This is a genomic window from Bradyrhizobium elkanii WSM2783 (assembly GCF_000472865.1).
Lineage (GTDB): Bacteria > Pseudomonadota > Alphaproteobacteria > Rhizobiales > Xanthobacteraceae > Bradyrhizobium > Bradyrhizobium elkanii_A.
Genome location: NZ_AXAP01000008.1, coordinates 45,303 through 64,933, shown reverse-complemented (window position 1 = coordinate 64,933; position 19,631 = coordinate 45,303). Strand labels below are relative to the sequence as shown.

Below are 19,631 nucleotides of genomic sequence, written 5' to 3'. Positions count from 1 at the left end.
AGCCCCGATGGAAAAGCGATTTGCCGAACAGATTGTGGTGATCACCGGCGCCGCCAGCGGCATCGGCGCGGTGATCGCGCAGCATTTTGCCCGAGAGGGCGCCAGGCTGGTGCTTTCGGACCTCGACGAGAATAGGTTGACCGCAATGGCCGACGGTCTCTCCTCGCTCTGCCGCGAAAGGCCGCTGGTCCGAAGCGGCGATCTCTCGAAGGAAGATGTCGCCGGCCGATTGATCGGCGATGCCGTCAAGGCGTTCGGCACGATCGACGTCCTCGTCAACAATGCGGGAGGCGGCATCATCAAGCCGTTCCTGGAGCACACGCCGGAGACACTGCGAACGACCATCGACCGTAATCTCTGGACGATGCTGTGGTGCACGTGGCACGCCGTGCCGATGATGAAGACGAAGCGCTACGGCCGGATCGTCAATATCGGCGCCGACTCCGTCCGCAACGGGCTTTATGATCACGCTGCCTACAACGCGGCAAAGGGCGGCGTTCACGCCATCGCCACAGGGCTCGCGCGCGAATTCGCGACCGACGGGATCACCGTCAATGTCGTTGCACCCTGCATCGTCAATACGCCCCAGGTGCAACGCGCGGCCGCCAAGGCGCCGCAATCAATCCGAAAATTCGTCGACGTGGTGCCGATGGGACGCCCCGGCGAGATGGACGAGATCGCGTCCATGGTCTGCTATCTGGCCTCCAGGGAAGCCTCGTTCGTCACAGGCCAGGTCATCAGCGTGAATGGCGGAAGCACGATGCTATGAATACGATGACCAAAGATGTGCTGATCGGAAGGCTGGACGAGTTCCCGCCGGGAGAAGTCCGCCAGGCAACGCTGCCTGATGGCACCAACATCGCCGTGTACAATGTGGACGGAGCAATCTATGCCACGGCCGATCTGTGTACCCATGGCGAGGCTTCGCTGTCGGAAGAAGGCATTCTGACGGGGAAAATCGTCGAGTGCCCGTGGCACTTCGGCACGTTCGACGTCACTAATGGGCAGCCGACCGGCATGCCCTGCACGGTCGCGCTGAAGACCTTCCGGGTCAAACTGAGCGAAGAGGACGTTTATGTCGAATGCTGACAAGACGAAGCCAGGCGCACACGGAGGCCGGGCGTCCCTGCCACGCGCCGCGGCGCGGCAACGGCTGCAATCACGACGCAACAGCTCAAGCGAGCCGAAATACGCCCCCAAGCGAACCCAAGCGGAGCGCAGCGAAGCGACGCAGACCCAATTGATCGAGGCCGCGGTGAAGCTGGTGCGCGCGAACGGACTGCGCGGCCTGCGCACGGTCGAGGTGGCCGAACTCGCGGGCGTCTCGCGCGGCGCCCTGCTGCACCATTTCAAGAGCAAGCACGATCTTCTTGTCGCCATCATCAGGCATGTCAACGAAGTCTCGCTGGTGGAGAGCGCCCGCCGGGCCCACCTCGCCCAGAACAGCGGAAACGATCCGATCGAAGGGATCATCAAGGACGCGCAGGATTTCTATTTCGGCGACTATTTCTTCATCGAACTCGCGATCGCAATGAGCGCGGACAGCGACTCGCGCATTCTCAAGCGGGAGACGTACAGGAACTCCCGCACCAGCCGGTTTTCGGTCGAGGCCGCCTGGCTCGAAGCGCTGATGTCGTCGGGCGTTCCCAAGCAACTCGCCAGCGATATCCTCTCGCTCACGCTGAGCGTGGTCCGCGGCTATTCGGTTCGAACCCTGATCGAAAAAGATCCTGAGCAGTTCAGTCGCCTGCTGAAGGTGTGGCGCGACATCGTTCGCCAACACCTCCAGACGGCGATGGCGAACGACCAGAAGAACCGTGGTTGAAAATGGACGCCAAGCACTTCGCCCCTGTCCCGTTGATCCAGCTCTGCTATGTGAGGCTTGCGGTACAGAACGGCCCGGCCGCCGCGGCCTTCGCGACCGACATTCTGGGGCTTCAGCGCGTCACTGATGACAAGGAGCAATTTCTGTTCCGGTCCGACGAGCGCTTCCACACGCTTTGTCTCGTCGAAGGCGCCGACAGGTCAAGCGTCGGCATGGAGGTCGCCTCCGCCGATGACGTTGATCGAGCGGCCGATGCCTTGCAGCGAGAGGGATTTGAAGTCCGCGAGGCGTCCGCAGAGGAATGCAGCCGGCGTTTTGTGCGGCGCGCACTGATCGTGCGCGACGCGAGCGGCAATGAGATCGACCTTGTGTCACGCCCGGCGGTAAGCGGCCGGCGCTACTTCCCGAGCCGCGATGCCGGTGTCACCGGCCTGCAATGCGTGGGCATTCGCAGCCGCGCGATGGCGGATGACCTGAAGCTGTGGACCACGATCCTGGGAGCGGCGATCAGCGATTGGGTCGGCGATATTGCCTATCTCAGCATCGATCGGAAGCATCACCGGATTGCGCTCTACCCTTCCGATCGGGCGGGGCTGCTTGACGTCTGCTACGGAGTCGAAAGTCTCGATTCGATCATGCAGAACCACTATTTTGCGCAGGAGCGACAGATCAAGATCCTGCACGGCCCAGGCCGCGAAGCAGCATCCGGCCAGATCTTTCTGCGATTTGCCGGACCGGAAGGACAAGTCTTCTCGTACGGACATGGGCTGGCCGACATCGATACCGGGCACCATGCGAGGCAGTTTGCGCCGGCAGCTTCCTCACTATGCGAATGGGGAAGCGAATGCTCCGAGATTCCGGAGCTGCGGCAAGTCATCACCTGATTTCTGCAAAAGGAGCGCAACCATGATCCAGCTCAAGGATGTCACCTATGCGCGGCTGGGGAGCTCGAGCCTCGAGGAAGCGGAATCATTTGCGACCAGATGCCTCGGTCTTCAGGTGAGCGAGAGATCGCGGAACTCGCTCTATCTGCGTTCAGACGAACGTGCGCATACGCTGTGCTACTTTGAGGGCGACCCGGCCGATCAGACCATCGGATTCGAAGTCGAGAACGAGAGCGAGTTGAACGAGGCCGCCACGACCCTGGACTCGCTTGGTCATCCGGTGCATGTCGGCGCGGCTGCCGAATGCTCGGCACGCAAGGTTCGCGCCTTCATTGGCTTCAAGGATCCGAGCGGCAACCAGATCGAGCTGGTTGTCCGTCCGGAGCAGCATGGCCGCCGCTATTTTGCTTCACGGGACGCCGGCATCACCGGCTTCAGCCATGTCGGCTTGAATTCGACCAATCCGGTTCGCGACGAGAAGTTCTGGACGGAGGTCTGCAACGCGCGCGTCAGCGATCGCATCGGGGATATTGCGCTGATGCGCGTGAACGCGATCCATCACACCATCGCGCTTGCGCCGGCCAGAGGTCCCGGGATCCAGCACATCAACCATCAGGTGCAAAGCAACGACGACGTGCTGCGATCCTTCTATCACCTGTCCGAGCAACGGGTGCCGATCGTCTTCGGCCCTGGCCGTCACCCGACGTCCGGCGCGCGGTTCCTTTACTTCCAGGGCCCCGACGGCATGGTGTTCGAATATTCGGTCGGGGTGGATGAGATCGAGGACGAGGAATCGCATCGGCCGCGCCAGTTCGGGTTCGAACCGACAAGCCTCTGCATGTGGGGATCGAAATCAAAGCGCGCGCGGTAGACGCGGCAAACGACATTCGGTATCGGTCCGCGGCCTGATGCGGGCTGCAGCCGAGCGGCCCTTTGCAAATGCCACCGGCGCGCGGGACATCAGATCGCGTCGTCGACGATCAAATGTGGCTTGCCTTGCGAACAGGATTCGATACGAGCCCTGATGCGGAAGGTTGCGGCAAGGTTTTCCGGCGTCAGGACTTCAGCCGCCGTGCCGAAATCGTGCAACGTTCCATCAGAGAGGATAGCGACCTTGTCGGCGAATTTGAGTGCCAGGTCGAGATGGTGCAGCGCGATCAGCACGAGCATACCGTCGTCATGCGCAAGGCTGCGCACCTGCCGCATCGCTTCCAACTGGCGGTGCATGTCCAGCGCGCTGGTTGGCTCGTCCAAGAGCAGCACCTGCGGTTCGCGCACGAGACATTGAGCAAGCCCGACGAGCTGGCGCTGTCCGCCGCTCAGCTCGGAAAGGATTTCATTGGCAAGATCGCCCATATCGAGTGACGCCAGCGCCTGGTCCACCACCACAAGATCGGACCTCTCCAGACGCCAGCCGCTGACCTGCTTACGCGCAAGAAGGACGGATTCGAATACAGTCAGCACCGCGCTTGCCGTTTGGTCTTGAGGCATATAGGCGACGGCGCGATCTGCATCGCGCACACCTTCCAACCGGCGCTCCCCGGGCCCCGGAAGAATAGCTGCCAGGCGCCGGAACAGCGTCGACTTGCCCGCAGCATTCGGTCCAATGACCGCCACGACCTCGCCGCCATAACAGGGCGGAAGGGTCACATCACGCAGTACCTCGCGTGATCCGAAGCGGGCGCCGAGGCGATGCGTGCTCAGCACTACCATATGTCTCTTCCGCTTTTCAGAATCAAATAGAGGAACACCGGCAATCCGATCGCCGAGGTGACGATGCCGATCGGCAGGACGGCGCCGGGTACCACGATTTTGGCCAGGATGGAGCTGAACGACATGATCAGCGCGCCAGTCAGCGCGCTCGCGGGCAGCAGGAAGCGCTGGTCTTCGCCGACCATCATGCGTGCGATGTGCGGAGCTACGAGACCGATAAAGCCGATCGTGCCGACAAACGCGACGGGGATCGCCGTCAAAAGAGAGACAAGGATCAGGGTTTCGAGCCGCAGGCGCCGCACGGGAATGCCGAAGCTCGCCGCGCGCGCCTCGCCAAGACGTAAGGCCGTCAACTGCCACCGGCGGCGCAGAAAGACCGGCAAGGTTAGACCCACGACCAGCGCGGTGATGGCGAGCTTGGGCCATGTCGCCTTGGTGAGGCTGCCCATGGTCCAGAAGACGATGGCCGCGACCGCCTGCTCGGCGGCGAAATACTGGATGATAGCGAGTGCCGTATTGAAACTGAAAACCAGCGCTATGCCCAAGAGCACGATCACGTGGATCGAGGCTCCGCGCCGAAGGCTGGCCAAATGGATCAGGAAGGCGGTCGCCATGGCCAAGACGAAAGCATTGGCCGCGACGACATAGTCGCCTGCGATGGGAACCAGCGCGACACCGAAGGCGAGCGCAAGGGCCGCGCCGAAGCTTGCACCGGCGGAAAGGCCCAGCGTGAACGGGCTCGCCAGCGGATTGTTCAAGATGGTCTGCATCTGAGCGCCGCCGATGGCAAGCGCCACACCGACCACGACGCCCATAAGGGCCGACGGCATGCGGATCGACCAGACAATGACGCGCATCTGCGCATCCGCTTCCGCCGGCAGAACGAGCGTGCGCACAACCTCTCCAAGCCTGTAGCTGGCTGGTCCAGTCGAAAGGTCACCGACCAATGCGACGCAAACCCCGGCCATCAGCACAAGGAGAACGACCCATCGCCTGACGCTGAGCGCTTGATAGGCGTCGCCGCCGGCTAAGGGCAGTGTTTCGGTATGGACATCGGTCATCACTGGCTGTCCGAAAGGCTGACGCTATAGCCGGGCCGATACTCGATGGGCAGGAAGCGACGATGGTATTCGGCAAAAGTTGCATTGGGGTCCAGATTAGCAAACAGGTCGGGGTGGAACCACTTCGCCAATTGTTGGACGGCGACAAATTCGTATGGGCTGTTGTAGAACTGGTGCCAAATGGCGTGAAAATTCCGCGTCTTCTTTGCCGCGATACCGGTATAGGCGTCCCGAGTAGCGAACCATTCGAGCTTCTTGCGCGTCACCCGAGGATCCGCCCCTGGTCCAAGCGGAATCCAATGGCCCCCGGGCACATAGGCTTGCCAGTCAGCGCTGGTAACCACCACATGCTCGGGATTGGCGACGATGACCTGCTCGGGGCTGATCTGCCCGAAGGTCGAGGGAATGATATCGCTGCCGATATTATGGCCGCCAGCGAGTTCGACATATTTGCCGAAATTCTCGGCGCCGAAAGACAGGCAGCAATCCTGGGAGTAGCCACCGATCCGCTCGACGAACACATTGGGGCGCTTCGGTTGTTTGGCGGCAAGGACGTTGGCAACCGCAGCCATGGCCTGGCGGCGGAACGCGATGATCTCCTCCGCACGCGCCTCGCGCCCCATGATCCTGCCCAGGAGCCGAATGGTCGGCTCGGTGTTTTCCAGGGGACGGTGACGAAAATCGATATAAAGAACCGGTATGTTCAGTGCCGCGAGCTTCTCGATGTAGCTGGCGTCCTTGTTGGCCTGCATGGCTTCAAGATTGAGCAGCACCACATCAGGCTTCTGGATGATCGCCGATTCGATGTCGATCAGGCTGTCCTCCTGCCCCTTAAAGGAAGGCAGCTTCGCCAACTCGGGAAACACTTCGAGATACTGCGCGTAAGTGGCCGGATCGGCCGCGATCAGATCGGTGCGCCAGGCTACCACATGGGCCAGAGGATCTTTGGGTTCCAGCGAGGCGATGAGATAGAGCTGCCGGCCTTCGCCCAGAAGCATGCGTTTGACAGGCGCGTTAAGCGTCACCTGGCGGCCTGCGATATCAGTGAGGGTAAGCGGCGCCTGCGTCTGTGTCAGTCCAGGTTCGCCGGCAAATGCTGCTGTTGGAAGCAAAGCGATCAGGACAATAGCCGTCACCGCGGCGTGCAGCAGCGATCGGTATTCCGTCATGGTCGACTTCCTTCTTGAGCGGAGTGCGCAGCTTTGAGCCAGATGCCGAGAGCCGACAAAAATGACAAGGCGTAAAGCGTGGCGACGAGCGGGAAAGCGGCTTCGAGACCAAAGAGCTGGGTGACCCCGACACCGGCAACGATGCCGCTCGCAGAAGCAACCTGCTGGCAGGCTTGCGCAAGGCCCAGAACCGAACCTTGCCTATCATTAGAGACAGCTGCCGAAATGAGCGCGAGAAGCACCGGCGTCGTTCCCCCAAGAAGCGCGCCCCAGATAAAATACAGGAACGCGAACACGGCAACGGAGTTCGTGCTGCCCGCCAGATGCGTAACCAAAACGCACGCGGCCGAAATCAGCACGCTCCCGCCCAGCACATAGGATGGCGTTCGTTTCTCGAAGAGCCGCGCCCATAGGGGCGCGGCCACGACAAAGCCGCACGCCAGCAGTCCGTAAGTGAGGCCGGCGACCCAGTGCGGCGCGCCAAATACCCGGGTCATGTACAGTGAGAAAGGAACCTGCAGGACCATGCGGCTGGCAAGCAGCATCCCCATCAAGGCAAGAAGAGCTCCGATCGGAGCACCTGTCGACGCCGTAGGCTTTGCGGTACCCGCGTTTCCGGGATTGGCGGCAGCAGCTCCTGGCGTCGGTACGGGCAGGCTCAACCAGGCAACGGCAGCGCACAGCGCACAAATCGCCCCGGCGGTCAGATTTACTGCAGCAAAAGGGAATCGATCGAGAATGAGCCCGCCCAGGAAGGCGCCGCCCAGCGAGCCCACATTGGTCGCAACCTGAAGCCAGGCGAACAGGCTTGCGCGGTCCTTCCCGCCGGTAATCTGCACGCCATAGGCCTGCGCTGGAGCGATATAGCCGGCGCAGGCGCCCTGCAAGAAACGCAGCGCCATGATCGTCCAGACATCCTGTGCAACAGCGACAAGGAGTTGCGTGACCGCTAGCCCGCCGAGCGCCCGAACCATCATCAGCCGATTGCCGTAGCGATCGCCCATTCGCCCCCAAAAGGTGCTGGTCAGCGACATACCAATCATCGGGCCAACATAGACACCCACGCCTGCGAGTCCAAAGACGCTGTCGGAAGGGCTCAACGCTTTGATTTGGATCGGCCAGAATGGACCACTCATTTCCATGGCGCCCATGGAAATGAATTGCAGCCCGAACAGCAAGACAAAAACAGGACCGAAGCCGCGAAACAAGGCAGAAGCAGTTGTCATTCCGCTCCCGCCAGTGGATTCGGCAGCTCGTGCTCAACCCGATAGTCGCGATAACGCTCCAGGTGCATCCGCAGCACGGAGCGGCTCGGCCAGGGTTTCTCAAGAAAGGCCTTGCGTTCTTCCTGCCAGAATGCGTCCGACAACATGCGCGGCCTGAGCGCATCGAAAACCGCCTCGGCCTCTTCCCGCAGGATGCGCCAAAGGCTTGTGCCCGACAGTGGATAATGTTGGTCGAGGCACAGTGCGACTTCATGAAGGTGGCAGACGAAGCAGGCATCGATGACGAATGAGCGCACAAGACTGATATTGTCATCAAATGTGGTGGGTAAGATCCCCGTGCGAGTGAAGGGCTTGAGGTGGTACCCTCGTTCCTTGAACAGGGGCGCAAAACTGCGGCCGTCGCCGAAATCACGGATCAGCAGTTTTCGCGGGCGGCCGGTTTCATCGAACAGGATCGTGCTGTTTTGCTGATGCGCCTCAAAAGCAATTCCGTAAAGCAGATACATGGCGAGCGTTGGCCGGATGACGGTCCCTACATAGACACGGAAGAACGCAGATACGGCTGCTTCACTTTCATCGCCGCTTCTGGCAATCAATTCACAAATGAGCGGGCGGCCATCGATCGGGTTCGCCGTCAAGAGTGCCGCAACAGTGACCGGCAACAGCCCATCATTTCGCGCCAGAGCGTCGCAGTTGCGGTAGACGACCGATAGAAAGCGGCCCGGATGCTCGTCGCCCGTCACGGGGTGGTGCAGGATTGCGCCCAGGTCTTCGGTGAAGATCTCCAACCTTTCAGAAAGATCCCTCTCCTTTGACAGAATATCGGAAATCAGGGTGCTGAGACGCGGCCCCATGTGAATCGATTTGGCCTGCAGAGTGCGCTGTTCGCTGGTCATCCAGATCGCCACCGGCAGTTTGATAAAGGGCCTCGGCTCCTCTGTGTCCGGCAGCATTGTGCGGAACGACATTGACGGCAGCGTCATGGCCTCCGGGCCATCCGGATCGAAAACTCCGGAACTAATCTCGGACGCGAACTCACGGCGCAGGAAATTGTCAAGGTGCCAGCTATGGACAGGGAGAGGCAGCCAGTCCTCGCGAGACTTTCCACGTTTATGCAATCCTTCGGCCCAGTCGCGCCAGAGCTCGGGGAAGTTTTGTGAGAACCATTCCGAATAGCTGCCGACATGCGGCATCTTCTCCACATACGACCATTCTTTGCGCAGCGCTGCTATTCGGACGCGCACGCGAGCACCGAACTCCGGCGACAAAGCCGCGACGTCCTCCGGCGAGAGGTCGGGTTTGGCCTTCCATGTCGGATAAAAGGGATGACCTTCCAGCGCGCCCCACTGATCGAGCGTCATAGCCGCCAGATGCGGCGGCAGGCTCTTTTCCAGATATGCGAGGAATCCCTGCACGCCTGCTTCGGCTACTTTCCCTCGCAGCTCGGCGCTCCAGTGCTCCCGGTGACGACGCGCCAGGATGTCGTTGCGCATGCTGTCCTCGACGTCGCGTATGAGATGCTCGACGCCGTCCGATGCTGGCGAGATCGCCAAGGCGGGCGCGACCTGCCGGATGAGGTCGGAGGGACCACCGATACGGTAGCGAGCACCGATCTCGTCTAGTATTTCGACAGAACCACGATTTTGCAATGTCCCGGCAGGCGCACGACGCAGGTCGGTGAAATGCAGGACCCGGCGTGACTGCCAAAGGGGGAGCCATGCTTGGTTGCCGTCGCGCGCCCACAACAATGCATCCGGTTCAAGAAGGCGCTCGGCGAACAGGCAGCGGACGAGCCGGTTGACCGCATTGCGCGATGCGTCCGACCAAAGCCGCCCGGCACGCGCCTGAGCTTCGGCATCTGCGGAGGAAGGCATCCACTCGTCCACTACGCTTCCTCCGGCCAGTTGGCGGGCAAAAAGGCCGGCGTGCTTTCGGTGAACCCGCCATGGTAGTTGAGCGCCCAGTTGTAGGTTTTCGTGATAGCGGGAGTTGCCACTTCAAGCCGCGTGGCCAATTCCACCAGCAGCGCCTGCCCGAAGGCGATATCTTCGTGGAAAGCGCGGCTTGCGCGATCGATGACAAGGCCGGGCCCGTCCGGATTGGGAACAAGTGGGGCGCGAATGCCCGCGTAAGCACGGTTTGTTCGCAGCAGCGTATACATGGTCCGGTCGTCCTCGATCTGGCTGCCATAAGCCTCGATCAATTCCTGTCGGAGCGGCTTCACCGAACTCAGATCAATGCCCAGGCGCAATTCGACCGCATGGCGGATTGCCTGGTTTTCCGCATCGCAGGCCTCCAGCAATTCGGCGCCGGCGCGTGGGCAATCGCTCCACCAGCAAAGGGGACGGTCAAACGGCTTGTTTTCCCAGGGCGCGCCAGGGCCGATCAGGGCATAGAGCACGGCGGGATGCATCAATGCGTTGCCCGGTGTCAGCGTGATTTCGAGATAGTCCTGCAGCAGGGTGACGGGGGCTTCATAGATATGACCCAGCATCGCCTGGAGATCGGCGCGGCTCGCTGCAGTCTCGCGGCGATGAAGCGCCGCGAAGAGCTGAGCCTTGGCCCCTCCCATGCGCACCCGCTCGCCTGGCACCAAGTCAAAGGCCGTATGGGGCACGTCCTTCATGCCCCAGATCACCACATTGTCCGTACCCGAAAGGGCTTTGGCTGCGAGCCAGTTGAAGCCGCAAAAGCCGGGAATCGCGCCAACATAGACGTGCTTGTCCCGGGGGAGATGCCCTGCGAAGGAGTGTAGAAGCGCAGGCCGCGCGTGGGCCGGCAGCGTCACGATCACCATGTCCGTGCCTATAAGTGCCTCGCTCGGATCGGTGCCGACATAGTCGGGCCGTCCGCTCAAGAGGTGGCCGTCCGGCGTCTGGGCCCACCAAACACCGTCTCCCCTCGTCCATCGATCGGCGACGGCAGCCGCCCCCGTCAGCACGGAAACAGTGATACCTGGACGCTGCTTGAAGAGCACGGCATTCAAATGCCCAGTGCGCCCCGCACCGCAGATCGTCACCTTCATGCTGCGCGCGCCCTTCCGGTGAGCCAGCCGTCGAGCTGTGCGGCGATGGTCGGATCCAACAAATCGCGCTTGGCCATCCATTCATCGTCGAAGACCGAGCCAAGATATTTCTCGCCACCGTCGGCAACGGGCGTGACCACCGTGCCGGACAACTTGCCGGCTGCAATGAATTCCAGCGCCTTGTAGATGGTGCCCCCGGTCGAGCCCCCGACCAGAAGCGCGTGGCGCCGCGCGATAAAACGTGCTGTTTCGAAGGCCTGCGTGTCGGTGACCTGCACCCCTTCATCGATGCATCCATAGTCGAGCACCTTGCCGATTTCGTCGCCGGCGGGCGTTCCCGTGCCCGACTGGTAGTAGGGATGGCCAGGCTTGCCGAAGACGATCGAGCCGGCCGGTTCCACAGCGATTGTCCGGACAGCAGGGTTAACCCGCTTCAGACGCTGGGCGATACCGGTCATTGACCCGCCGGTGCCGACACAGCCGACAAAGGCATCGATGCCGTCAGGAAGCTGTGCCAGGAGTTCGTCGACGAAACCGGCATAGCCTTCCGGGTTTGCCGGATTGTCGGACTGGTTCATGAACAACGCATCAGGAAGCTGGGCGCCGAGTTGGGCGGCCAGCCGTTGGCGCTCCACCACCGCAACCTCGTCCTCCCGATAGTCGCCTTCGACATAACGAATTTCCGCGCCCAGCGCGCGCATCATGCGGATCTTGTCCGGCGCGGCGTGATGATCGACAACGGCAATGAAGCGCAGGCCCAATTCCACTGCGGCTAACGCCAGTCCGATCCCGGTGTTTCCGGACGACGATTCGACGATCGTGCCGCCCGGCGGGAGCCGCCCGTCCTCAAGCGCGGCAAGCACCATGCTGCGCGCCATGCGGTCCTTCATGGAGCCACCCGGATTGTTCTTTTCAAGCTTCAGCACGAGCGTGGCATCGCTGTTGGGTACGGCAATCGGCATCACCGGCGTTTGGCCGATCAGCTGGCTTACGGTCCTGCAGAGCATTGTGCCTCTCCTACTGTGTCGGGGACGAGCGTTAGCTGTCCTTTTACATCCTGAACCACGCAAAGGCGGCTCGGCATCGGGTGGCGATGGAATTCGTTTTCCAGGAGGTCCATCTGGTAACCGCCGGTGTTGGCGTAAACCAGAAGGTCTCCCGCTCGCGGAGCGATGGGAAAGGTGAGCCATCTGTTGCTAAGGACGTCCTCGTCCAAGCAGCTATGGCCGGCCAGATAACCTCGGATAGATTTTGCGGCGATCGGCGGCGATGTGGCCGGAACCAGGATGGGATCGACCAAAAATTCGGAGCCAAACCAGGTTTCGCAAGCGCTGAAGCTGCTGCCTTCGACGAAGACGACATGGGCATCAGGGCCAACGGCTTTCACGCGCAACACCCGGAAGACGGAAATCGCGGCCTGATCGGCCAGTGCTCGCCCGGGCTCCATCCCCAGCACCAGCCCCTCATGGACAAGATAGTTCGCAAAGCTGCGGCCATCGGCCATCGGTGCGCTCAGCAAACAACGCAGCCACTCGGCGGCGGAAAGCTCTCCCCCGTAGGGATAGAAGGAATCCGGTATCTTCCCGGTGCGGTAGTCCTCGGGCATCTGTGCCCCAAGATGCGCCTGATAGGCGCGCTGATCGACATATTGGATCGGCAACCCGCCCCCAATGTCGATCATGCGCGGCGCAAAACCTTGTGCGCGGGATTCGCTGAGCAGACCGGCGGCCTCTCTAATCGCTTGCGCGCGAGATTCCCAACTATAGCCACTCAGGTGGAAGTGCAGCCCGTCAAAGCGCAAGCGGCCTTCGCCAGCAATGCGCGACAGACAATGCCGGATGGCCGCGGCCGGCATGCCGAAGCGACTCTGCGCCTGGTTGGCGGGACGCAAACGCAGCAGCACCGGCTGAACCGGGCCGCCTGCCGGAAGCCCGCGGATCAGATCCTCGAGCTCTTCCGGTGAATCCACCGATATGAGAGCGTTGCAGTTGATAAGCTCGTTGTGGAATGCCGCCGTCTTCGCCGGGCCTGTCGCCACAAGTTGTGCGCCGTCGGCGCCGAGCCGTCTGGCATCCCGCAACTCATAAAGGCTTGAGACGTCAATGCCGGCCCCTGCGCGCAGTGCTGCGGATAACAGCCCCGGCGATTTGTTGACTTTCGCTCCGTAGTAGACCGCGTGTGTGACGCCGCTCTCTCGCAAGGCGCCTCTGAGTACCGCGAGATTCCTCTGCAGCTCTTCGGGCCAGATCAGATTGACCGGCGACCCATGTCGGGCGACCCAATCGATCAGCAGCGGGCCGTTGCCAGCCAAGAGCTCCGCCGTGCTTGGCCGCAGAATCGGTGAGAGGCCCGCGCCGGGCTTGTAGCAATGCAAGGTCATCGCCTCGCCCTTTCGGCATAGGCTACGGCGCGTTCTGTCGGAGCAAGGTGGCGCAAGCTCTCCAACGGCAGGTTGCAATTGGGCAGGCTCTGATCAAAAATATGTCGCGTCGTCTTGCAGGGGAATTTTCGGCCGCTGCGCGCCATCGCGAGGATGCTCGCAGGCGTGATCGTCTGGCCCGCGCGCCAGCTCTCCACCCGCACTGCGCTGTAGTCCAAGAGAATCACCGGCACCAGTGGCAGTTGCAGGCGGTGCGCGACTGCTAGCCGGTGATGACCGTCCATCACGAAGAGAGCGTCCTTCTCCGCCGTGATCGGAACAGTCCAACAACCCGCGCGGAGGATTTGCATCTGCAGCTCCGCTACCCGGTTGGGATCGACCTCTTCGGTCGGGATCAAGCATGTTGGCGAAAGGAAGCGAACTTGCATATCGACCAGCCTGATTTTTTGTCAGCAGGAACCGTTCGGGAAGCGCCTTCAGGGTGGCGCTGCGTCGTTGGTGCCAACGCGCAGCGACAAGGAACAGAGGGTTTGCAGGCACGCCGGCTGTTCGCGAACGAGCTGCCCGGTCTGCGTGTCCGGCAGCGGGGTTAACGCGCGAACAAATGCGCTGACACCTCCTCCCACGACCGAGCCATAAGCATCCATAAAGCCTCTCACCAAACTGTAAGAGCAGCGATTACATGTCCACGGTCATCGACAGGAGATACGTGCGCGGTGCTCCCAGGAAGAACGTCCCGAATGAGGCTACGCTCGACCAGTAATTCGTACCGGTCACATTCTGAACGTTCGCGCGGAAAACCGTCCTCCTGCCGTTGATCGCCGTCGTATAGCGAGCACCGAGATCGAGACGCGTCCAATCCGGGATCGGCTGCTTGTTCGCTGTGTCGACGAACTGCTTGCCCGTGTAGATGACTGCCCCATTCAAAGTGAGCCCGGTCACCCACGGGAGATCCCACTCGGCTCCAATATTGGCCTGCACGTTCGGAACGCCGATTGGCGTGTTGCCCACGTTTGCCGCGAGGGCGGTCTTCGTCAGGGTGCCATCCAGCAGCGAGAAGCCTCCGAGGACACGAATATCGGGCATGAGTTCACCGTAGACGTTGAACTCGAGCCCACGGACTTGCTGTTCGGCGGTCGCCGCGAAGCGCCCGGCGGACAGCTCGCCGCTCGCCTTCGATATCTGGAAAGCGCTGAAGGTGGTTGCAAGCCGACCGAAATCCACCTTGACGCCGGCCTCGTACTGCTTGGCGATGTAGGGCGGGAGCACTTCGCCGAAGTTGGAAGCGGTCTGCGGCGCAACATCGCCCCGGCTTAGACCTTCGATGTAGTTCGCGTACAGAGAGACGTTGTCCCAGGGACGGACGACGAGGCCGACCACGGGAGTGGTCGCGCTCTTGTCGTAGGACGACGTCAGTGTTCCGACATTGGAAAGATAGTTGTTCGCTTCGATGCCCTGGCGCCGGACACCCAAAGTCAACAGGACACGCTCATTCAGCACAGATAAGGTGTCAGCAATCGAGAGCCCCGTGAGTTCACTGTCCGAGAGCGGGGGGCGCCCGCTGATCTCGTTTGCGAACTGAGTTGGCGCCACGGTCGGATTGTAGATGTTCGACGCGACCAGACTGCCATTGGTGAGCCGCCGGTTCAACGCGTCATGATAGAGGGAGGCCTGGAAGGCGATCGCATGGTGGACGAAGCCGGTATCGAAGCGGGCGCGGACGCCGCCATCATATGTGTATCGATCAACGCTAAGCCCGAAGAATTGGGGCGTCGAAGTCGTGTCGCCGCTCGTATTGATGATCGTCGGGAGACCGAAGAATCGCTTGACATCGGTGCGCGATCCGCCGACGTCAGCGAACAACGTCACCTGATCGGTTACATCGTATTCGGTGCGCAACAAGGCAGATTGATCGTTGATGCGCGACCATTCCCAAGGTTGCGTCACGTTCAGCCGACCGTCCGGCGCGTTCGGCACTTGTAGGCCGGGAGCCATGAGGAAAGGACGTGACGGCGCGTCGAACCGATCGGTCTGGGCGATGAGATAGAGCCAGGACCTGAAGCGCTCGCCCTGATAGTCGAGGGCCAGCGATCCGACACCCGTCGTTTCGGACTGGCGGTCAATGGGCGTGTCGCCGTCGCGCAGGCTGCCGGTGGTGCGCACGCCCCATTCCTTGCTGTCGCCGTAGCGCCTCGCAATATCCCAGTGACCGCCGAACCGTGCGGCCGAACCGTAACCCGCGGTGAAGCGTGTCAAGTCCTCTCCCGCACGCTTAGGCACAACATTGATGACGCCGCCGACGCCGCCGTTGGGTGCGATCCCTGAGAGCGCAGCTGAGGGACCCTTGAGCACTTCGATGCGTTCGATGTAATCCGTGAATATGCGGTAGTTCGGCGCGATCCCGTAAAGGCCCTCGAAGGCGAACTCACCGCTATTGCCTTCGTTAATTGGAAAGCCGCGAATGTTGAAGGAATCGACCGTACCTCCCGTTGGGTGGGAACTGCGCACGGAAGGATCCAGGATCAAGGCATCCGCAACCGTCGCCGCCTGCTGATCCCGGATGAATTTGTCCGTGTAGCTCGTCAGATTGAACGGCGCCTTCATTGTGTCGGCGTTTCCGAGCAGTCCCAGCCGCCCGCCTTGAGCGACCTGGCCGCCCGCAAAGGCGGGCACGACACCCGGCTGCGACGGCTGCGATTGCACGACAGCGGTTTCGGTTTGCGGGGCGCTAGGCGCCGTGGGGCGCCGTGAAGTTGATCGGACCCGGGCGGCATTTCGTTTGGTCGGCGCGCTGCGGACCGACCGCTGCGTCGGAGCATCGACAGTAATGGGAGGAAGGGAGTTGCCGCCTTGCGGTGTTTGGGATTGAGCGGGCGATTCGAACCACGCCATCAACGCCACTCCACCTAGCAGTGTCGCACCAAAGCGAACAACCGCCCCAACCTCACCTGCACGTCGCATTTCCAGAAAGCCCCTCATCAAACAGCACATCGCCCAACGTGAAATGGCTCCACGACCGGGCTTCAACGACCATGGATCGAAAATCCGCTCTCTGCGTCCGAGCTCGGCCGACACTTACGACCCGTGAATCAGCCCCTCCGCAAACGCGCATTCCGGGTTGGTTGCCTGTATCCTCATGTACAACTTCGGATTGTTGGCGATCTGCACCGCCTCTTTAGAGAGACGCTATCGCGACCGCAACGCAAATGCGTGCGGTGCGACTTAGAATGTCTCGATCATCGATCGACTCGAGTCAGCGACACTATGTTTGGAAGTATTCCAAAGGTACTTTGGAAGATTCTAAGTCAGTGCTGTTGAAGTTGACGGGAAAGATAAACGAGAGTGGTTTCGCCAGAGAGCCATGCTTTTCCTGGAAGCGGTAACGCAATAGGCATCACTTCTTCAGGAACGCTTTAGACCTCGTCATGACTGTTGCGCGTCAAGCGCCGTCGCCTCAATTCCCAGGACCTTGCGTATTCATTGATCTTATCGGCGCTTGCGAATCCGTAGCCCAGACCACTACCGCTAAATGGGAGGCTGAAGATCGGCGCATTTCGAAGGCTTGCGCAGGCTCTCGAATTTGCGTCCGACGATCGCGGGCGCGAGCACCTCATTGACGAGCCGGGCGCGATGCTCGGCGCCGGGTGCGGGAAAGTTCGACCAGGCCTCCCTCCCCCCTCGACGCTGTCTTCATCGATTGCGCAAATGAAGACGGCCGGACGGTGGCGAACGACATCACCACCGGCGTCGCCAAAGGATAGCGATAGCAGAATCGCCCGGATCGAGCCCATCGTGAAGCCGTCAGACGTCATGTTTTCTTCCGCAATGGGGCACACTAAATGCATACTCGCGGGTACTTGCCGTGGATTCGCAGCTCCTCACGAGTTAGCGCGAAGACCGGTCGCGCGTCGACCGCTGTCGACCTTGGTGAGCCCGGCGGCGGTCGATACTCGCTTCTCGATGGCTCCTTCAGACGCGAGATCGCTACGGTTCGGCCCGCAGCGCGGGCTGATGGATGTCGATGATCGCCACCGCCACGAACGTAATGGCCACACACCCGGCGATGACGGCGAAGAACATGGTTGCACCGAAATTCAGGGCGAAGGTGCCGACATATGCGCTGACGATAGCCCCCGCTCGGCCGAAGCCGGCCGCAGCACCAACGCCGGTCGATCGAACATTCGTCGGGTACACGTAGGCGGCCAGCGCGTACAGCGAGCCCTGCGCGCCGAGCAGACAGAAGCCTTCGATAAATAGAAGTGCCATCAGCAATGGTTGGGTTTCGGTCGACAGCGGCATCGATGCCAGGATCGCCGCGCCGACGGTCGCCGCGCCAGCGACCGTCAGGATCGCTACCCGCGAACCGTACCGGCCGATCGCCCACCCGGTGACGATGCAACCACCGACGCCGCCGAAGTTGAACAGCGCCAGGCCGAAGCTCGCCGTCTGCACGTCAAAGCCTTTGCCGGTCAGGAGAGTGGGAGCCCACGCATAAAGGACGTAAACCGGCAACAGGCAGAAGAAGAATGCGATCCAAAGCGCCGTCGTCGTGCGACGGAGGGCAGCAATGAACAGGGCGGTGACCGATGCGCGTTCGCCCCCGACATCGCGCCGATCGACGAAGACGCTGGACGCCGCAGCAGTCTTGTCGAGAATCCGTACCGATTTCGCCACCTTCTTCGTATCGGCGCCCCGCGCCAACAGGTACTGCGGAGATTCAGGTAGCGCGACCACAAGGATCACTGCGACGATCATCGGCAATACGCCGCTGACCACGAATAACATGCGCCAGCCGTACTCGGGCTGGAGCTGGGCAGCGAGCAGGCCGCCGATCATACCGCCGATCGGAATGCAGACGATCCCCAACATCACGGACAGGCTGCGGTTTCGCTTAGGGGTGAATTCAGCGATCAGGGCCGTCGCAGCCGGAAGCGCGCCGCCGAGCCCGAGGCCCGCCAGAAAGCGGCAGAGGCTGATTTCACCCACGCCATGTGCGGCGGCGATTGCCAGAGTTGCCGCACCGAACAGAAAGACCGACGCGATGAGAGCCATCTTGCGTCCGCGCCAATCTCCGACGATGCCTCCAATCGGCGTGCCGATCGTCATGCCGACGAAGCCAAGCGCGAGGGCCGGAGCGAAATCGCCTCGCGTGACACTCCACTCCTTTATCATCGATGGTATTGCGAATCCGAGAATCTGATTGTCCAGACCATCGAGAATGATGGCGAGGGCACACAGGAGCAGCACCTGCTTTCGCGAGGTACTCCACGTCCCCTCCTCGGCCAGTGTTCCGATGTCGATGACTGGCTGCTTTGTCGTTTCCAAGACCTGTGTCGTCACGTTCTTTCTCCCCCTCTGTATGGATCTTCGAGTTTTTCTTCCTGGAAGCCACGCGACGCGGGCTTCGCAAGCCTTCGCTGCTCTCGTCGGAGGCTCCGGTCAGACGACGGTCATCCTCTCGATTCCCGCCGCCTGCGATCGGGCGGCTTCCATTTGGGCAGCGCTCAAAGTGTTGGCGAGCAGACAGGCGATGGTCATCGGCCCGACGCCACCGGGCACGGGTGTGATCGCGCCGGCGACGTCGATCGCCTCGTCGAAGGCGACGTCGCCGACAAGCCTTTCGGCACCGGTCTCAGACTTGATGCGGGTGATGCCGACGTCGATGACTGTCGCACCCGGCTTGATGAACTGACCCCGGACCAGACCAGGAACGCCGGTCGCGACCACGAGGATGTCCGCTTCCCTGCATCGCCGCTCGAGGTCGATCGTACGGATGTGCGCGATGGAGACCGTGCACAGTTCCTGCAACAGCAGCCGCGCCATCGGACGGCCGACAACGTTCGACGCGCCCACAACGAGTGCTCCGAGCCCCGCAATGTCGTCGTGCACCGACTTGATCAGACGCATCACGCCGAGAGGCGTGCAGGGAACCAAGGCTCCTTGCATGCCGGCCGCAGTCCGTCCGACGTTCAACGGATTGAATCCGTCTACATCCTTGTCTGGACGGATGGCGGTCACAACGCGCGCCGTATCGATGTGGGGCGGCAGCGGAAACTGGACCAATATGCCATTCACCGCCGGGTCCCGGTTTAACTCCTCGATCAGATCCAGAAGCCGTCGCTCTGTCGTGTTCGCATCGAGCACGAACCGACGTGACCGCATGCCGACGGCTTCGGTCTGCCGCACCTTGTTCGAGACGTAGACGTGGCTGGCAGGATCGTCGCCGACCAGCACGACGGCCAGCTCCGGTACTGCCACGCCACCGCCGACGAGAGCGGCCACGCCCTCGGCCACCTGCTTCCGAACCTCGGCAGCGAGCGCCTTTCCGTCGATGATGCGCGCGGTCAT

Annotated in this window: 17 protein-coding genes; 5 read left to right on the top strand and 12 right to left on the bottom strand. The window is 61.6% G+C overall.

Translation table 11 applies throughout. The annotated features are described in order from the left end of the window. Positions 1-7: 7 nt before the first annotated feature. Genes YY7_RS0109980 through YY7_RS0109960 form a run of 5 tightly spaced genes read left to right on the top strand, consistent with a single transcriptional unit; the run spans position 8 to position 3,580 of the window. Positions 8-769 (top strand): SDR family NAD(P)-dependent oxidoreductase, encoded by a 762-nt coding sequence (locus YY7_RS0109980; protein ID WP_028163108.1) that lies wholly within the window; start codon positions 8-10, stop codon positions 767-769. Further along, positions 766-1,089, top strand: a complete 324-nt coding sequence (locus YY7_RS0109975) for a non-heme iron oxygenase ferredoxin subunit (protein ID WP_207230889.1) — start codon at positions 766-768, stop codon at positions 1,087-1,089. Before YY7_RS0109980 ends, YY7_RS0109975 begins: the two co-directional genes overlap by 4 nt. Further along, positions 1,076-1,825, top strand: a complete 750-nt coding sequence (locus YY7_RS56450) for a TetR/AcrR family transcriptional regulator (RefSeq protein ID WP_028163106.1) — start codon at positions 1,076-1,078, stop codon at positions 1,823-1,825. The genes YY7_RS0109975 and YY7_RS56450 overlap by 14 nt, the downstream gene beginning before the upstream one ends. 2 nt (positions 1,826-1,827) lie before the next feature. Then, entirely contained in the window at positions 1,828-2,709 is an 882-nt protein-coding gene (locus tag YY7_RS0109965) for a VOC family protein (RefSeq protein ID WP_035689746.1), read from the top strand. 22 nt (positions 2,710-2,731) lie between these two features. Beyond that, positions 2,732-3,580, top strand: a complete 849-nt coding sequence (locus YY7_RS0109960) for a VOC family protein (RefSeq protein ID WP_028163104.1) — start codon at positions 2,732-2,734, stop codon at positions 3,578-3,580. 89 nt (positions 3,581-3,669) lie between these two features. Here YY7_RS0109960 and YY7_RS0109955 read toward each other — a convergent pair whose 3' ends face one another. From YY7_RS0109955 to YY7_RS0109890, 12 genes are all read right to left on the bottom strand, one after another. After that, on the bottom strand, positions 3,670-4,422 hold the full coding sequence (locus YY7_RS0109955; RefSeq protein WP_028163103.1) for an ABC transporter ATP-binding protein: 753 nt from the start codon (positions 4,420-4,422) through the stop codon (positions 3,670-3,672). Beyond that, positions 4,416-5,483 (bottom strand): FecCD family ABC transporter permease, encoded by a 1,068-nt coding sequence (locus YY7_RS0109950; RefSeq protein WP_028163102.1) that lies wholly within the window; start codon positions 5,481-5,483, stop codon positions 4,416-4,418. Before YY7_RS0109950 ends, YY7_RS0109955 begins: the two co-directional genes overlap by 7 nt. Then, entirely contained in the window at positions 5,483-6,652 is a 1,170-nt protein-coding gene (locus tag YY7_RS0109945; protein WP_028163101.1) for an ABC transporter substrate-binding protein, read from the bottom strand. Before YY7_RS0109945 ends, YY7_RS0109950 begins: the two co-directional genes overlap by 1 nt. Further along, positions 6,649-7,878 carry an MFS transporter gene (locus tag YY7_RS0109940; protein WP_028163100.1) on the bottom strand — a complete coding sequence of 410 codons (1,230 nt, stop codon included), beginning with the start codon at positions 7,876-7,878 and terminating at the stop codon, positions 6,649-6,651. Before YY7_RS0109940 ends, YY7_RS0109945 begins: the two co-directional genes overlap by 4 nt. After that, positions 7,875-9,764 carry an IucA/IucC family siderophore biosynthesis protein gene (locus YY7_RS0109935; protein ID WP_028163099.1) on the bottom strand — a complete coding sequence of 630 codons (1,890 nt, stop codon included), beginning with the start codon at positions 9,762-9,764 and terminating at the stop codon, positions 7,875-7,877. Before YY7_RS0109935 ends, YY7_RS0109940 begins: the two co-directional genes overlap by 4 nt. Then, complete coding sequence (locus YY7_RS0109930; protein ID WP_028163098.1) at positions 9,764-10,903, bottom strand: NAD/NADP octopine/nopaline dehydrogenase family protein; 1,140 nt, start codon at positions 10,901-10,903, stop codon at positions 9,764-9,766. The genes YY7_RS0109935 and YY7_RS0109930 overlap by 1 nt, the downstream gene beginning before the upstream one ends. Next, positions 10,900-11,910: a PLP-dependent cysteine synthase family protein gene (locus tag YY7_RS0109925; RefSeq protein ID WP_028163097.1), complete on the bottom strand. Its 1,011-nt coding sequence runs from the start codon at positions 11,908-11,910 to the stop codon at positions 10,900-10,902. Before YY7_RS0109925 ends, YY7_RS0109930 begins: the two co-directional genes overlap by 4 nt. After that, positions 11,892-13,283 carry a Y4yA family PLP-dependent enzyme gene (locus YY7_RS0109920; protein ID WP_028163096.1) on the bottom strand — a complete coding sequence of 464 codons (1,392 nt, stop codon included), beginning with the start codon at positions 13,281-13,283 and terminating at the stop codon, positions 11,892-11,894. The genes YY7_RS0109925 and YY7_RS0109920 overlap by 19 nt, the downstream gene beginning before the upstream one ends. After that, positions 13,280-13,711 (bottom strand): ParB N-terminal domain-containing protein, encoded by a 432-nt coding sequence (locus YY7_RS0109915; RefSeq protein WP_028163095.1) that lies wholly within the window; start codon positions 13,709-13,711, stop codon positions 13,280-13,282. Before YY7_RS0109915 ends, YY7_RS0109920 begins: the two co-directional genes overlap by 4 nt. Positions 13,712-13,961: 250 nt before the next feature. Continuing rightward, the gene (locus tag YY7_RS0109910) at positions 13,962-16,175 is read right to left on the bottom strand and encodes a TonB-dependent receptor (RefSeq protein WP_245287235.1); all 2,214 of its coding nucleotides are present in this window, start codon (positions 16,173-16,175) and stop codon (positions 13,962-13,964) included. Positions 16,176-17,267: 1,092 nt separating this feature from the next. Then, positions 17,268-18,623, bottom strand: a complete 1,356-nt coding sequence (locus YY7_RS51230) for an MFS transporter (RefSeq protein ID WP_196237241.1) — start codon at positions 18,621-18,623, stop codon at positions 17,268-17,270. Positions 18,624-18,722: 99 nt separating this feature from the next. Further along, positions 18,723-19,631: a bifunctional 5,10-methylenetetrahydrofolate dehydrogenase/5,10-methenyltetrahydrofolate cyclohydrolase gene (locus tag YY7_RS0109890; protein WP_028163093.1), complete on the bottom strand. Its 909-nt coding sequence runs from the start codon at positions 19,629-19,631 to the stop codon at positions 18,723-18,725.